Source organism: Natronoarchaeum sp. GCM10025703 (genome assembly GCF_042661985.1).
Lineage (GTDB): Archaea > Halobacteriota > Halobacteria > Halobacteriales > Natronoarchaeaceae > Natranaeroarchaeum.
In genome coordinates, this window is the sequence record NZ_JBHSZF010000001.1 from 2,479,289 (window position 1) to 2,493,933 (window position 14,645).

Below are 14,645 nucleotides of genomic sequence, written 5' to 3' on the forward strand. Positions count from 1 at the left end.
GTTACTACTAAGTAGGGCCCCGTCGCTTATATGGCCTTTCGTTTCATTCTTTCGCAAGGTATCCGAAAGGAACAATCCAGTGACTGCCAAAGAAAAGCAGTTATGCGGACGGATCGAGAAGCCCGAGCCATGAGTATGCACGAGGACATGCAACAACTGGTCGATAGTGGAGTAATCGCAGTGCTACGCGGCGTCGAACAGGATGATGTCGCACAGGTCGCAGAGGCCCTGATCGAGGGGGCGTCACGACGCTCGAGGTCACAGCCGACACGCCCGGCGCGATGGAGATGATCGAGGATCTCGCGACGACGTACGCGGACCGCGATGACGTCCTCGTCGGCGCAGGAACGGTGCTAGACGCCGAAACGGCCCGCGCTGCACTGCTTGCAGGTGCGGAGTTCGTCGTCTCCCCGAGCTTTCACGAGGACGTCGTCGAAACCTGTAACCGCTACGGCGCAGTCGTCGCGCCAGGTGTCGCAACACCGACCGAGGCCATCGAGGCCTATCAGACCGGCGCGGATCTCGTCAAACTGTTTCCTGCCTCGGATCTCGGCCCGAGCTATCTCGGAAGCATCAAGGGACCGCTCGGTCAGATTCCGATCGTTCCGACTGGTGGGGTCGGACCGGACAACGCGGGCGAGTTTATCGAGGCCGGTGCCTGCGCCGTCGGCGCGGGCGGGTCGCTGATCGACGACGAAGCAATCGCGGCCGGCGACTACGATGTGCTCACCGACAACGCGGAAGCGCTCGTCGCGGCTGTCGAAGACGCACGGTAACGGAGCGACGGACTGAGCAGACTACTCCTCGCCGACGCTGATGACCTTGAGTAGCGAGTAGACGGGAACGTCCTCTATCTCGTCGATCCCCTGTTTGTCCGCCAGCACGATGCAGGCGACCGGCTCGCCACCCTCTTCGCGGATCGCGGCGACGGTCTCGCGCATCGTCGTCCCGCTGGTGATGGTGTCGTCCACGACGTAGCACTGCCGGTCGCGGATCTGGGCGAAGTTCCGCGAGAAGCTACCGCCGAGGTCCTCGATGTCGCCTTCTTCCCACTGGTGCTTGCGGGGGCGTACGTCCCCAGATCGGTGTCGAGTTCGCCGGCGACCGTCGTCGCGAGCGGCGCGCCTGCTTTCTCGATGCCGATAGTGAGATCGACGTCCTCGCCGTGTTTTTCGAGCATATCGGCCATCGCGGAACCCATGTGGGCAAGCCGGGAGCTATCACGGCCGATCGCGCTCCAGTCGACGTGGATGTCGGCCGGACCGCCGGTCGCCTGTGCCGGCGCAGTGGTGTCGGTCGCCTCCGAGCCGGTACCGCTGCGTTCTACTAACCAGCTCGCGGTCTCCCGTGAGACGTTCAATTCGTCTGCGATCTCTCCTTTCGAGAGACCACGGTCCGCAAGCTCTGCCGCGCTCTCGATGAGATCGTCAACGTTTTTCATATCCGTTCTTCGTGACCGTATTTTATAAATACTGCGAGGGGGTGACCGCCAGGACGTTCTGACGACCGATCCCGACGATAGGACTCGCCGTCGTCGCTGCTGGTCCGTCGGCATCCGGAGAGAGAACCACGGAAGACAGAAAGAGGCGATCGGCCCTAGAACTCGATTGCGGTCTTGATTACGTCGTCCCCGTCCTCGAAGGCGTCTTCGAGTTCCGGGAGGCCGTAGACGCCGGTAACGAGGTCCTCGAACAGCCAGTCGGGGAGCGCTTCGAGCGTCTCGATCGCCGACCGGAACTGGTCGACGTTGGAGTTGACGCTACCGATGAGCGCCTTGTTGTGCAGGACGAACTCCTCGTGGAGCGCGCCGCCGTCGATCTCGAACTCCCACGGATCCGGGACGCCGAGCAGGGCACCGACACCGTTCGGCGCGAGGGCGTCGATCGTCTGGAACGCGTGGGGCGGGTAGCCCGTCGCCTCGCAGACGAAGTCCATTCCCTCGTAGGCGGCCGGCACCTCGTCGACAGGCGTCTCGCGCGAGTCGACGTAGGTCGCGCCCAGTTCGTCGATGATGTCGACGGTCGGGTCAGGCCGGTCGCGCCGACCGAGACAGTACGTGCGATCGAACTCCTCGGTGTGAATCGTCATCGCGAGCGTGAGCAGTCCCAGACTGCCGTTACCGAGTACTAGCGCGCTCTCGGGCGACCACTCGAACGCCGAGCGCGAGGCGTAGGCGTGCTCGAAGGCCTTCTCCGAGACACTGATCGGTTCGACGAGAAAGCCCAGTTCGGCGAGCGACTCGGGAATCTCGATCAGATACTTGCCGGGGGCGGTGAAGAACTCGGACATGAAGCCGTGTGCGCCGACGATTCCACACTCGAAGTACTCGCCGTCGGGTGCCATATCCGGCTGGTCACGCTCGAAATACTCGTTCGTCTCACCCGGCGGTCTGCGGACTGTCGGGACGACGATGTCGCCCACCTCGTGGTCGGTGTCGCCCGACTCCTCGACGACGCCGACGGCCTCGTGTCCCAGAACGAGATGGTCTTCGCCCCGTGGATGGCCGCCATGAGAGCCGCTGATCACTTCGTGGTCCGTACCGTCGACGCCGACGCGGAGAGTACGGACGAGCGCTTCGCCCTCGCCCGGATCAGGTCTGGGTTTCTCGATGATAGTGGGCTGGTCCTCACCGCGTCGGACCGCTATCGCTTGCATGTCTCTGGGGATGGTATCGAGGCGCAAATAATTTCTTTTTTGTCATTGGGGGCAGTTGACGGTGGTCGGGCCCCCGGGGCTTCCTCTTCTTCCCGTATCGCGTACCTGATCGCGGGGCCGAGCGCAACCGGATTCATCCCCACACGGGGGACTCCGCTCGTCATCACGACTCTATAGATAGGTGTCCTGCATCGTCTGTTCGAGCAGGCTGTCCGGGCCGAGAACGATATAGACGAGAACGAACGGCTCTGCCGGGTCGAGCACCCAGACCGAGAAGGGCGGATCGGCCGCCTCGGCGGCACGCGCGACCAGCGGTTCGAGCGGCTTGACGCCGTCCCGAAACTCGCCGAACAGGTCGCGCTCGCCGGACTGCTCGGCGAAGGTGTAGACCACGCCGTTTGGCTGGCTATCCATGTCCCGAGTGATCCGCGAGTTCATGGCCTCTCCTTCCGCGCGGGCGGCGTCGAAACACTCCCGCGCGGCCTCGAAGGCCGTCTCGTGTGTCCGGACGAACCGGAACGTGGTCGGTTCGACGACGCTGTACTCGGTGATCGACGGGGTGTTGTCCTCCCACTCTAAAGTCGCCTCGACGAGGTTGCCGACCGCGAGCGCATCGACCGCCGGAACGTAGCTGGGATCGGCTGATTTGACGTCGAGAAAGAGCAGTTCGTCGTCGCTACGGCCGGGGAGTACGCGAAACCGGCCCTCGGTCGTCTGTCGCATTGGGTAGTACTGGTCGCTCCGCGCTGATTAGTGTTGAGAAAGCGGGCCGGTGAGACGCCTGCCCCGGGTCGACGGACGGTAGTGAGCGATCATTCGGGGAAAGGCCGCTGTTAGGGTTATATACCAGTACGAAAATACATTAACTATGGCTCAAAGGTCAGATAGCCATCACGACTCGGGGGACGAACTACAGGAACTGTCGATCGCCGGGCGTTTCTCGCTGCGAGCGCCACCATTGGGGGCGTCGGGCAGCGGGTTGCCTGGGCGACGACAGCGGGGGGACGAGATTGCGATCATCTCCAGCGACGCAGGGTTCGACGACAAGGCGTTCAACGACATGGCGCTATCGGGCCTGGAGAACGCCCAGGACGACTACGACTTCGAGATCAACCGGATCGAGGAGACGGACACCACCGCGTTCGGGGACGTGCAGGTGGAGGCCGCGGAGACCGACCCCGAACTCATCGTACTGGTCGGATTCCAGCACACCTCGCCGCTGGAGGAGAACGCGCCGGAGTATCCGGATCAGAACTGGATGCTGATCAACGACCCGCTCGACGAGCCAAACGTCGCGTCGTACACGTGGGCAAACCACGAGATGTCGTATCTCGCCGGCGTGCTCGCGGGGACGATGACGACACGTGAACTCGAAAACGGGGGAGCTCGAACGATCCGGAGAACGCCCACGTCGGGTTCGTCGGGGGCCAGGACGGGTCGCTGATCAACGCCTTCGAGGAGTCCTACATCGCCGGTGCGGAGTGGGTCGAGGAGGGCATCGAGATCAGCACCGGCTACATCGGCAACTTCAGCGACACGAGCGTCGCTAACGACATCGCGACCTCACAGTTCCAGGACGGTGCGGACATCGTCTATCACGCCGCAGCGGCGGCGGGTGCTGGCGCGATCGAGGCCGCACAGCAAGAGAGCAGGTTCGCAATCGGTGTCGACGCCGACCAGTCACAGACGCTCCCGGAGTTCCAGGACGTCATTATCGGCTCCGCAGTGAAGTACATCGACCAGGGGACCAACGAGGCCGCTCAGGCCGCCTTCGAGGACGACTTCGACAGTATCGCGAGCGAACACAACCTCCTCGGACTCGAAGAGGAGGCGGTCGACGCCGTGATCGGGCAGGCCTTCGAGGGCAACCTTCCCGATGCGGTCGGCCAGAACCTCGACGAGGCGAAACAGGGGATCGTCGACGGCGATATCGACGTCCCGTGTGAGGCCGACGGCTGCTGGTCGCTGTACACTATCGGCTTTCACACTACAATGAGCAGAAACGATACGAGGACTGTCGTCAGTCTCGACGGCATCACGAAGCGCTTCGGTGACGTAGTCGCCAACGACGAGGTCGATTTCACGCTCGAAGCCGGCACCGTCCACGCGCTGCTGGGCGAGAACGGATCGGGGAAGACGACGCTGATGAGCGTGCTCTATGGGCTGTACGATCAGGACGCCGGACGGATCGTCGTCGAGGGCGAAGGCCGGGAGTTCACCAGCCCTCGGGACGCTATCGACGCCGGTATCGGGATGATCCACCAGCATTTCCAGCTCGTCGAGCCGATGACGGTCCTCCAGAACGTCGTCCTCGGCCACGAACCGGTAGACCGGGGGCTCGTGAACAAAGAGGGGGCCAGAGCGGAGATCAAGGCGCTCTGTGACCGGTACGAGTTCGACGTCGATCAGTATCTCGACACGCCAGTACAGGACCTCGATATCGGCGTCAAACAGCGCGTCGAGATCGTCAAGAGCCTGTATCGCGGCGCGGAGAGCCTCGTCTTCGACGAGCCGACAGCCGTGTTGACACCACAGGAGGTCGAGGGGCTCTTCGACCTGATGGCCGAACTCACCGAACAGGGTCGCTCGGTCGTCTTCATCACGCACAAACTGGACGAGGCGATGGAAATCGCCGACGAGATCACGGTGCTGCGGGACGGAGAGGCCGTCGGCACCGTCGATGCGGACGGAACCTCGAAAGAGGAACTTGCGCGGATGATGGTCGGCAGAGAGGTGCTGTTCGACCGGCAAGCACGCGACGCGACGACCGGAGAGCGCATTCTCGAAGTCGACGGGCTTCACGTCGGCGGTGATCGGGGTCTCGAACAGGTCACGGACGTGGACGCGTGGGTTCGGGAAGGCGAGATCCTGGGCATCGCCGGCGTCCAGGGGAACGGCCAGTCCGAGTTGGTGCAGGCGCTGACCGGCCTCCGTCCCGTCGACTCGGGACGGCTCCGGTTCGCGGGTGAGGATATCACCGAGACGTCCCGCCGCGACCGGATCGAGCGAGGGATCGTCTACGTCCCGGAGGACCGACAGCGCGAGGGACTCGTCCTCGAATACGATCTGGTCCGGAACGCCCTGCTGGGGAATCAGACACTCGCGCCGTTCGTCGACGGCTGGTTCGTCGACTGGACGGCGGTCCACGATCACGCACGCGACATCGTCGAGGAGTACGACGTCGAACCGCCGGAACCGACCGCGCGGTCGGCCTCGCTCTCCGGCGGCAACCAGCAGAAGTTCGTCGTCGGCCGAGAGATCAACCACGAGCCACGCGTGCTGGTCGCATCTCACCCGACCCGCGGCGTCGACATCGGCTCCGTCGAGTTCATCCACAATCGACTGCTGGAACTGCGGGCGAACGGGGTCGCAGTCGTGTTCGTCTCCTCGAAACTCGAAGAGATACAGAAGCTCTCGGATCGGATCGCAGTGCTGTACGAGGGTAGGGTGGTCGACACCGTCGACCCGGAGGATGTGACCGACCAGGAGCAGGACTGCTGATGACCGGCAACACGCTCGACGGATCGGACGAATCGCTGGAACGCCGGTCGGACGTTCGAGGTGATACATGAGCGACGCGGAGTCCGGCCGCGCCCGGGACGCGCTCGATGGGGTCGCCGCGCGGCTACTCAGCGCCACGCCCATCGAACGGGTCGCACTCGCGCTGGCCTCGACCGTCACGGCGCTGCTGATCGGTCTGGTCGTCGTCACCGCGGCGGGCTACGACCCGCTCATGTTCGTCAACGACATGCTCTACGGTGCCTTCGGGACGGAGCGACGGCTTACGATCACGCTGAGAGAGACCTCGTACTTCATCCTCGCCGGCGTGGCGGTCGCTGTCGCGTTCCGCGCCGGCGTGTTCAATATCGGCGTTCAGGGCCAGTTCATCGTCGGCATGCTGGCGACGACGATGACCATTCTCTGGCTGACGCCGTTGCTCCCGGCGAACCGCCTCGGCGGCATCGGCCTATTACTCGTCGGGACGCTTGGCGGCGTCGCCGCGGGCGGTGCCTACGGCGCCCTGCCGGGCGTGTTGAAAGCCTACGCGGACGCCAACGAGATCATCACCACGATCATGCTGAACTTCATCGCCATCGGGGTGGTGTTTTTCCTCGTCGACGGGCCGTTCCGGGGGAGGGCGAGTCGGCGACGCGCACCGCATCCATCCCGGAGTACGCCGAACTCCCGCCAGTTCTGTTGGATGGCTCGGACTTCTCGATGCTCGGCCTCGTGGCGACGCTGGGTATCGCCGTGCTCATCTACGTCCTACTCACGCGCACGAGAGCGGGCTACGACATGGTCACCAGCGGCCATCAGGAGTCTGCGGCCGTCTACTCGGGCGTCGACGCCAAGCGAACCATCGTCCGGACGATGACCATCTCGGGGATGGTCGCGGGCGTCCTCGGCGCGCTCTTCATCGTCATGCACGCGAACGCGACGCCGAACGCAAACGGCATCGACACCTACGGCTTCGACGCGATTGCGGTAAGCTTGCTTGCGGCGAACCACCCGCTCGGCGTGATCCCTGCCGGCGCGCTGTTCGGCGGCCTCGATGCCGGCGGCCAGTACATCAACGTCGCCTCGGACGTCCCACCGCAACTGATCGACGGTGTCATCGGCCTGGTGGTGCTGTTCGTCGCGGCACCCGAACTGTTCCGGATGGCCGCAAAGCGGACCGGCCTCGGAGGTGAGCGCCAGTGAGCGTCGCCGGCTACCTGACCCGCCACCCGGTCCGTATCGCTGGCCTGATCGCGGTAATAGCCGCCGCCGGGGCGGTCGTCGTCTGGCAGGATCTGGGCTGGCACGACTGCTCACGCTCGGCTATCTGGACCGCTCTTTAAGTGCGGCAACCCCGATCGCGCTCGTCGCAATCGGCGGCCTGTTCGCCGAGAAGAGCGGCGTCTTCAACATCGGCGTCGAGGGGTTCATGATCTTCGGCGCGGTCAATGGCCTGGCGGCGGCGTCGCTCGTCTCCGGGAGCGGCGCGGTGACGCAGTTCGATCTCTGGATCGGGCTGGTCGTCGCAGTGCTGATCAGCGCCCTGCTGACGACGCTGTTTGCGGTGCTGATGATCCGGTACGAGGCGGACCAGATCGTCGCCGGCCTCGCGGTCTGGTTCATCGGTCTCGGGTTCGGCCCGTTCACCGCGATCCTGATCTGGGGAAGCCGCAACAGCGGGACGGTCGGTCGGATCGGCAGTCTCGATCTCCCGGTACTCTCCGGGATTCCGGTGCTCGGTCCCGTCCTCTTCAGCGCATCGCCGTTTGTCCTGCTGACCGTCGCCATCGCGCTCGGGGCCTGGGTGTTCCTCTACAGGACCCGGTACGGCTACTGGCTCCAGGCGGCCGGAGAGAACCCCGAAGCACTCGACACGGCGGGGATCGACGTCAACCGCGTTCGCTACGCCGCGGTGATCTTCTCCGGGACGATGGCCGGCCTGGCCGGCGCGGTGTTGACTCTCGGCGTCACGGGCAACTTCATCGGGTCGGGGATGACAATCGTCGACGGACGGGGCTGGATCGGCATCGTCGCGTACCTCTTCGGGAACTACAACCCGATCGGTGCGTTTCTGGCCGCACTCCTGTTCGGGGCTATGGACATGCTACAGATCCAGTTCCAGACGATCGGCGTACCACTGCCGTCCAGTCTGGTGGATCTGTTCCCCTACGTCGTGGTGATCGTCGTGCTGACGTTCTACGGTTCGACGCGGATGCCCTCGCGCGTCGGCGAACCGTACGAGAGCGAGGAGTGACGCGCCCATCCCGGGGACACGTCGTTTCCGTCCCGGGGACACCGATGAACTATGTGTCCCGCAACGGCGTCTCACACATGGGGGAGAGTTTCGGTATTGGCTTTATCAGTTGTGGGTTCATCACCCGCGAGGCACACGTCCCGAGCGTCGAGTACCTGCCGGGCGTCCACGTCGCCGCCATCCAGAACCGGACGCGAGAGAACGCTGAGACCGTCGCAGAGCGCTGCCGGACTGAAGGGCTGGGCGATCCGACGGTCTACGGCGAGGGCGCGGTCAGCGCGCTCGTCGCGGACGAGTCGGTCGACGGGCTATGGGTCACCAGCCCGAACTTCACGCGGGAAGATGTCGTCGACGCCGCCGTTGACGCAGTCGAAGACGGTGCCGAACTGGACGGTATCGCGATGGAGAAGCCCGTCGCCAGAAATCTCCGGGAAGCGCGACGGATCGTCGACCGTATCGAGAGCGTCGGCCTGCCACACGCCTATCTGGAGAACTGGCCACACGAACCGGACATCCGAAAGCTCCGGGCGTTGCTCTGGGAACACGGCCGCGAGGCGGGCCGACCGTACGTCGCCCGGTCGCAGGCAGAACACGCCGGGCCACACTCGGCCTGGTTCTGGGACGGCACCCGACAGGGCGGCGGCGCGCTCACCGATATGCTCTGTCACGCGCTGGCCGGCAACCACGTCCTGCTGTCCGACCCGGAGCGCCCGGACGGCGGCCTCGACGCCGTCTCGGTCTCGGCCGATACGGCGACGCTGAAGTGGGACAAAGAGGAGTACGCCAGGCAACTCCGGGAAGAGCACGGCGTCGACTACGAGACCGATCCGGCGGAGGATTACGCACGGGCAACGGTTCACTACGAGAGTGCAGACGGCGAGCGGGTGCTCTCCGAAGCGACTGGGTCGTGGTGCTACGTCGGCGCGGGCGTTCGCCGGTCGATCGAACTGCTCGGCCCCGAGTACTCGGGCCAGGTCGTCACCGACGAGGAGTCATCCAGCGTCTTCGTTTCGGATGCGATCGGGGGCGAGGACGGCTGGGCCGAGAAACAGACCGCCACCAGCGGGCGGATTCCGATCGCCGCTGCGAGCGTGATCGACGGCGGATACGTCGCCGAGAACCGCGACGCCGTCGACGCGTTCGAGCAGGGGAGAACGCTGCCCTCGACCTGTACGACGGACTGGACGTCTTACGGCTCTGTATGGCGGCGTACCGGGCCGCGGAACTGGGGGAGGACCTCGACCTGCAGACGGCGGAGCTGAGGGGTATACGCCGCCGCCAGCGCGAGAGTAGTAGACTGGTACCCGCGGGCCGGCATGCCTGCGCGGGAGTGGCGGACTGGCGCTCGCGACCCAGCATTCCATCAGCACTACTCGATCAGCGAGAGGGTCTCGCCGGAAGCAGCGCTGCGACGCGCCGTCTCGACGATCCGGTGGGCGGCACGACAGAACCCGGGATCGGCGGGTCCGGCCGGTTCGTCGCCGGTCTCCAGCAGATCGACGACGTAGGTGACGAGGTTCTCGAACCGTTCCGGGAGGGGTGAGGGCTCGACCTCGTAGCCATCGGGGGCTGACTCCGTCGTAACGCGGATCGGCGCGCCACGCTCTCTGGTGCTGATCGCGCCCTCCGTGCCGACGATTTCGTAGCCTTTCGGTGGGTGGGGCTGGATCTCCCACGGATCGGTGAGCATCCGCCAGGACGTCTGGAACGTCGAGAGCCCCTCGTCGAACCGGCAGATGGTCGAGGACTGGACGTCGACGTCCAGTTCCTCGGGGACGTACGTCTCGGCCGTGACCGCACTGGGGAGGTCGCCGCCCCGGAACCACGTCGAGAACGTCGCACCGTAGCCGAGATAATCGAGCATCGAACCGCCGCCCTCCTCCGGGTCGTAGAACCAGCTATCCTCCGGCGGCGCACCCGAGTTCCCGCCGTAGTACTGGACCTCGATGACGTCGCCGATCGTCCCCTCGGCGACAAGCCGTCGAACCTCGTGCATCACGGGCCGCCACATGACCGGCCAGTTGATGACGAACAGTCGGTCCGAGTCGGCCAGCGCATCGAGCATCCGATCCGCACCGTCGAGGGTCGTCGCGATCGGTTTCTCGATCGCGAGGTGAACGTCGTACGGCGCGACGCGCTCGACGAAGGCGGCGTGTTCGGAGTTGCGCGGACAGCCGACGAGCACATCTGGATCGGTCGCCGTCAGACAGGCATCGAGGTCGTCATACACGGCATCGTCCGGGATGCCCAGATCGCCCACGGCTTCGGCCATCGACCCCGTCGACGTGCGCGGCGTATCGTCACAGACGCCGACGAGTTCGGCGTCAGGGTGGTCCGCTACCCACTCGATGTTTCTGTTCATGTGCATCTGATCGAAGTTCGCACAGACGAACGTCCACGACATACGCTACACCTCCGAGCGACGGGACAAGAACGTATCCCCCAACTGTCTCCCCCGACGCGGGGTTTTTGTGCGGCAGGACCAACTACCGAACGTGGCAGAGTTCGATGCGGTACTGTTCGATCTCGACGGCACGCTGTGCCGTCGCACGCAGGACACCCAGGCGATGTACGAGCGGGCGTTCGAACTCGTCGGGGAGACGCCTTTCGGCGAGCCAGCGGCGCTCTGGTCGGCTCTGGAGGGGCCGCCGGACCACGACGACCGGATCGGCTACTTCGGCGCGGGGTTCGCGCGAGTAGCCGCCCAGCACGGGCGAACCGACGTCGATCCGATCGCGCTCGGCCGGAGCCTGGCATCGGTGATCGAGAATCGGGCAGTGACGCTGCTCCCCGGTACGGAGGCGGCCCTGGAGAGCGCCGCGACATGCGGCCCGATGGCCGTCGTCACGAACGGCCCGAAAGACGGGCAGCGGACGAAACTCGACACGCTCGGCATCACGGATCGGTTCGATTCGTTCGTCTACGGCGCGGAACTCCCCGGGCGAAACCCCACTCGTTACCGTTCGACCGTGCCCTCGAGGAACTCGGGGTTCCCGCCGAACGAGCCCTGTACATCGGTAACTCGCTCCCCTACGATGTCGCCGGGGCACAGAACGCAGGGCTGTCCGCCGTATGGCTCCGCGAGAACAGCGGGGACTCGGCCGGGTCCTACGAACCCGAATACGTGGTCGACTCCATCGAGGAACTCCCGTCGATCCTGCGGGGTGAGCGATGAGCGAGACGCTGTTGGCGGATGCCTTCGAGAGCGGGTCGTTGCGCGCCGCAGGGGCCGTTGCGCTCTGTACGCTCGACGAGTCGCCAGTCGACGTCGAGCCGATTCGCCGCGGAAGCCGCAAGCGGACCGCAGTCGCCCGATTCGAGGAGCGCGGGCCGGTCGTGGTGCAGGTCTGTGACGAGCGGACGTGGCTCCGGACCGAGGCGGCCCTCCTGCAGGAGATCAGAGAACGAACCTTCGTGCCAGTCCCGCCCGTACTGGCCGCGGGCACCCACGACGGCGTCGCGTACATGCTCACCGCCTACGTCGCCGGCGACGACCTCCACGAGAAGTTTACGACAGTCGACGGTGAGACGCGACGCGAGATCGCCCGGTGGTTCGGCAAGTCTCTCGGACGGCTTCACGAGGCGTTCGAGTTCGATGCCTACGGGACGCTCGTGCTGACTGAGGGCTCCTTCACCGCGCAGCACGACGACTGGGAGACGTGGTTCCAGGAGTACGGACGCCGGGCCATCGACCGGCTTCCACCGGCGTTCGATCCGCTCCGGAGCGACCTGCGGGACCTGTTCGCGACCCCGCCAGAGGCCGACCCCGCGGCACGCCTGTTCCCCTGGGACTTCCGCCCCGGTAACGCGCTGATCGCCAACGGCTCGATTACCGCTGTGCTGGACTGGGAAGCGCCGCTTGCGGCCGCCCCTGCGCTCTCGGTCGCAAAATCCGAGTATCTCATCGCCGACTGGTACGTCGAGGACCCCGAACCGCTCCGGCAGGCGTTCCGGGACGGATACACCGCTGTCAACGACTACCCGTCGATCCGTCCGGTCCATCGCGCCGCCGCCATCGCCGAGAGCGCCGTCGATTCCTCGGGAAGGGTGACGAACCCGCGCTATCCGCCCGTCGGCAGGGACGAAGCCGTGGCGTTTCACCGGGGGACGCTGGAGGACGTGCTGGCGGGAGTGTGAGGGGGCGTGGCAGGTGTGAACGCGGGTCTGCTCGCTCGGTCTATTTGCAGTTCGAGTGTGAGAAAAGTTCGCCCTCCCCGATGTTGAACTCACTCGTTCCCGTTCGCTCACCTCCCACTCGCTGCTCAAATCGGCTCGGTTGGACGTTTCACTGCTCACGTTATTCGCAAGAAAAGTCCGCCCTCCCCGTATTACGGTACGTCGTCGTCGTTGCATTCGGCTTATCGTGTGTCGATTTCATAGTTCCAAGAAGTCGCGTCGCTGCTCGGCTTTCTTCCGCTCAGTTCGTCGATCGTAGTGCTTATCGAGGATATCCTCGCTCGCGTTCAACCGATCCGAAACGAGCGATCGGTCCTCATTCGCCAGTCGGTGCGCGGTCACCCGGCCACTGCGGACATCGTGGGGCGACCGGGACGACGGACACGTGCTGATCTTCGCGTAGTCCGTCGCCTCGCAGGTCTCCGGATCACGGTCGTGCGGACAGGGTTTCCCCCGATAACACGGCTGGGAAGTCCGATACCCCGCGTCTCGAATCGACGACGGACTCATTCGACCGTGTCTCGTCGTCAGGAGCGGCTGGCGCCCCTCGTCGTCGACAACGTCTTTCCGTGGACTGTCGATAAAGTCCTGTAGCGTCGTCGCGACGTACGCACTGATCGCATTCCAGCGCTCGCCTTTCTCCTTGTTCTTCAGCGGCGTCCCCGTCTCCGGCCGGTGAACGAAATGGACCGCCGGACCACTCGCGCCGGGACGGCTCCCGTCCAGGTCGAGATCTCCAAGATCCAGCCCACGCAATCCACCGGTCCGGCACCCGGTGTGCCAAAGGACCAGCATGATCACGTGCTTCTTGCTCGCGTACTCGTACTGACCAAGCCAGTCAACGATCTCGACCGCTCGGTCCGGGTCGAGCGTGGACTTGCTCACGTCATGGCCGTCCACACTCGGCAGCGGCACCTGCTCGTAGAGCTGCTTCGGGACGGCTTCGATCTCTCCACAGAACCGTAGAAACGCGCGCATCGTCGCCATGTCGCCGTGAAGCGTACTCGGGGCGAGTTCTTCGTCTACATCACTGTAGCCACCCTCTCGACGCCAGATGCGGTAGGCGTACATATCACGTCCCGTGAGGTCGTTGAGGTTCGCAACGCCCTCCTCGTCACACCACGCCAGAAACGCCTGAAGGCGGTAATACTGCGTCTCCATCGTCTTCTCGGACGTGTCATCACGGGCTTCGAGATACAGATCGACCGCCTTGTTCGGGGCAATCGGCTCCAGGTCCTCACTCACGCTGACCCACCTCCGACGCTCGCCGCCGGAAAGTCGTCCTCGGCGATCTGGTCTTTGAACTGGTCGACCAGCCACTCGGCATCAGCACGGCGAGCCGGACTCACCGAGTCGTCGACCTGCGCGACCGCGCTCGCCGGGTCCTCGGCCGCGCCACTGGCGAGCTGGTAGGCCGCCGCGCGGGCGATCGTCTGCACCCGTGTCCAGTGGCGCTTGTCGAGCGGGTTCACTTCTCGACACCTCCGCTGGCGTCGACGTGGGGCGGGATTTCCAGCCCACGCTCACGGCGCTGCTCGGCGATCCGCGCCTCCCGATCGTGACGGCAGCGAGAACAGATCGACGGGCGGGTCTGCCGATCGGCAGGGACGTCCGGCTTGTACCGGAGCTGGGCACCTTCGATACCACAGTCGTCACACTCGCCGATCAGGCTCATGCCGATCCCTCCGGCACGTCGCCACCCTCGAACGGCACCGCGTCGCCGTCACCCTCCAGCACTTCGAGTTTGATCTTCCGGCGGGCGCGTCGGAGTAGCGTCGAGATCGTCCCCGGTTTCCGGTCAGTCTGGCGTGCGAACTCGCGGACGCCGCTGGTCCCGAGTTCGACCGTCTCGTAGGCTTCGAGTTCCGCCTCCGAGAGGATCTCAAGGACAGGATACTTATCAGTCAGCGATTCCTCACTGCTCGTGCGGGCAGTATCGCCCGTGAACGTGGTTTCGCTCATCACACACAGTCGGAACCACCTTCTCCGGGGCGGCGTCCTGCGCCGTCCCGGTATCCCACCTCTTTCAGCTACGGGTGTAGCCTGGGTGGGGGTGATCCCG

Annotated in this window: 10 protein-coding genes and 6 pseudogenes; 8 read left to right on the top strand and 8 right to left on the bottom strand. The window is 65.0% G+C overall.

Annotated elements, in window-relative coordinates:
* Nucleotides 1–135 precede the first annotated feature (135 nt).
* Nucleotides 136–776: pseudogene (locus ACFQH2_RS13875) on the top strand (bifunctional 4-hydroxy-2-oxoglutarate aldolase/2-dehydro-3-deoxy-phosphogluconate aldolase).
* Between the two features lie 21 nt (nucleotides 777–797).
* Here the strand turns inward: ACFQH2_RS13875 and gfcR are convergent.
* The 3 genes and pseudogenes from gfcR to ACFQH2_RS13890 all read right to left on the bottom strand — a co-directional run bounded on the left by gfcR (nucleotide 798) and on the right by ACFQH2_RS13890 (nucleotide 3,378).
* A pseudogene (gfcR, locus tag ACFQH2_RS13880) lies at nucleotides 798–1,555 on the bottom strand (transcriptional regulator GfcR).
* Between the two features lie 41 nt (nucleotides 1,556–1,596).
* Nucleotides 1,597–2,655 (bottom strand): glucose 1-dehydrogenase, encoded by a 1,059-nt coding sequence (locus ACFQH2_RS13885; RefSeq protein ID WP_377054553.1) that lies wholly within the window; start codon nucleotides 2,653–2,655, stop codon nucleotides 1,597–1,599.
* A 171-nt stretch (nucleotides 2,656–2,826) separates the two neighbouring features.
* Nucleotides 2,827–3,378 (bottom strand): DUF6663 family protein, encoded by a 552-nt coding sequence (locus tag ACFQH2_RS13890; RefSeq protein ID WP_377054555.1) that lies wholly within the window; start codon nucleotides 3,376–3,378, stop codon nucleotides 2,827–2,829.
* Nucleotides 3,379–3,613: 235 nt separating this feature from the next.
* Between ACFQH2_RS13890 and ACFQH2_RS13895 the strand changes: the two are divergent.
* From ACFQH2_RS13895 to ACFQH2_RS13915, 5 genes and pseudogenes are all read left to right on the top strand, one after another.
* Nucleotides 3,614–4,614: pseudogene (locus ACFQH2_RS13895) on the top strand (BMP family lipoprotein); the annotation flags it as partial.
* A 33-nt stretch (nucleotides 4,615–4,647) separates the two neighbouring features.
* Nucleotides 4,648–6,227 (top strand): annotated as a pseudogene (locus ACFQH2_RS13900) (ABC transporter ATP-binding protein).
* Nucleotides 6,224–7,356 (top strand): annotated as a pseudogene (locus ACFQH2_RS13905) (ABC transporter permease). The pseudogenes ACFQH2_RS13900 and ACFQH2_RS13905 overlap by 4 nt, the downstream one beginning before the upstream one ends.
* Nucleotides 7,357–7,438: 82 nt before the next feature.
* The gene (locus tag ACFQH2_RS13910) at nucleotides 7,439–8,407 is read left to right on the top strand and encodes an ABC transporter permease (protein WP_377077002.1); all 969 of its coding nucleotides are present in this window, start codon (nucleotides 7,439–7,441) and stop codon (nucleotides 8,405–8,407) included.
* A 44-nt stretch (nucleotides 8,408–8,451) separates the two neighbouring features.
* Nucleotides 8,452–9,669: a Gfo/Idh/MocA family protein gene (locus tag ACFQH2_RS13915; RefSeq protein WP_377076849.1), complete on the top strand. Its 1,218-nt coding sequence runs from the start codon at nucleotides 8,452–8,454 to the stop codon at nucleotides 9,667–9,669.
* A gap of 107 nt (nucleotides 9,670–9,776) precedes the next feature.
* Here the strand turns inward: ACFQH2_RS13915 and ACFQH2_RS13920 are convergent, their stop codons facing one another.
* A complete protein-coding gene (locus tag ACFQH2_RS13920) occupies nucleotides 9,777–10,811 on the bottom strand; it encodes a Gfo/Idh/MocA family protein (protein ID WP_377054567.1) in 1,035 nt (344 codons plus the stop codon).
* 163 nt (nucleotides 10,812–10,974) lie between these two features.
* Here ACFQH2_RS13920 and ACFQH2_RS13925 point away from each other — a divergent pair.
* A pseudogene (locus ACFQH2_RS13925) lies at nucleotides 10,975–11,495 on the top strand (HAD family hydrolase); the annotation flags it as partial.
* A gap of 83 nt (nucleotides 11,496–11,578) precedes the next feature.
* Nucleotides 11,579–12,544, top strand: coding sequence for a phosphotransferase family protein (locus ACFQH2_RS13930; RefSeq protein ID WP_377054571.1), 966 nt, complete (start codon nucleotides 11,579–11,581; stop codon nucleotides 12,542–12,544).
* A 237-nt stretch (nucleotides 12,545–12,781) separates the two neighbouring features.
* On the opposite strand, the gene ACFQH2_RS13935 is transcribed toward ACFQH2_RS13930, so the two are convergent.
* From ACFQH2_RS13935 to ACFQH2_RS13950, 4 genes are read right to left on the bottom strand one after another with little or no spacing between them, the layout of a single operon-like run.
* A complete protein-coding gene (locus ACFQH2_RS13935) occupies nucleotides 12,782–13,828 on the bottom strand; it encodes a site-specific integrase (protein WP_377054573.1) in 1,047 nt (348 codons plus the stop codon).
* On the bottom strand, nucleotides 13,825–14,055 hold the full coding sequence (locus ACFQH2_RS13940; RefSeq protein WP_377054575.1) for a hypothetical protein: 231 nt from the start codon (nucleotides 14,053–14,055) through the stop codon (nucleotides 13,825–13,827). Before ACFQH2_RS13940 ends, ACFQH2_RS13935 begins: the two co-directional genes overlap by 4 nt.
* Nucleotides 14,052–14,258 carry a hypothetical protein gene (locus ACFQH2_RS13945; RefSeq protein WP_377054577.1) on the bottom strand — a complete coding sequence of 69 codons (207 nt, stop codon included), beginning with the start codon at nucleotides 14,256–14,258 and terminating at the stop codon, nucleotides 14,052–14,054. The genes ACFQH2_RS13940 and ACFQH2_RS13945 overlap by 4 nt, the downstream gene beginning before the upstream one ends.
* Nucleotides 14,255–14,545: a hypothetical protein gene (locus ACFQH2_RS13950; protein ID WP_377054579.1), complete on the bottom strand. Its 291-nt coding sequence runs from the start codon at nucleotides 14,543–14,545 to the stop codon at nucleotides 14,255–14,257. Before ACFQH2_RS13950 ends, ACFQH2_RS13945 begins: the two co-directional genes overlap by 4 nt.
* Nucleotides 14,546–14,645: the final 100 nt, after the last annotated feature.

Excerpts from the sequence above, each read along its gene's own strand:
- ACFQH2_RS13885 (WP_377054553.1), bottom strand. The coding sequence starts at position 2,655 with ATGCAAGCGATAGCGGTCCGACGCGGTGAGGACCAGCCCACTATCATC.
- ACFQH2_RS13945 (WP_377054577.1), bottom strand. The coding sequence starts at position 14,258 with ATGAGCCTGATCGGCGAGTGTGACGACTGTGGTATCGAAGGTGCCCAG.
- ACFQH2_RS13950 (WP_377054579.1), bottom strand. The coding sequence starts at position 14,545 with ATGAGCGAAACCACGTTCACGGGCGATACTGCCCGCACGAGCAGTGAG.
- ACFQH2_RS13890 (WP_377054555.1), bottom strand. The coding sequence starts at position 3,378 with ATGCGACAGACGACCGAGGGCCGGTTTCGCGTACTCCCCGGCCGTAGC.
- ACFQH2_RS13915 (WP_377076849.1), top strand. The coding sequence starts at position 8,452 with ATGAACTATGTGTCCCGCAACGGCGTCTCACACATGGGGGAGAGTTTC.
- ACFQH2_RS13920 (WP_377054567.1), bottom strand. The coding sequence starts at position 10,811 with ATGTCGTGGACGTTCGTCTGTGCGAACTTCGATCAGATGCACATGAAC.
- ACFQH2_RS13930 (WP_377054571.1), top strand. The coding sequence starts at position 11,579 with ATGAGCGAGACGCTGTTGGCGGATGCCTTCGAGAGCGGGTCGTTGCGC.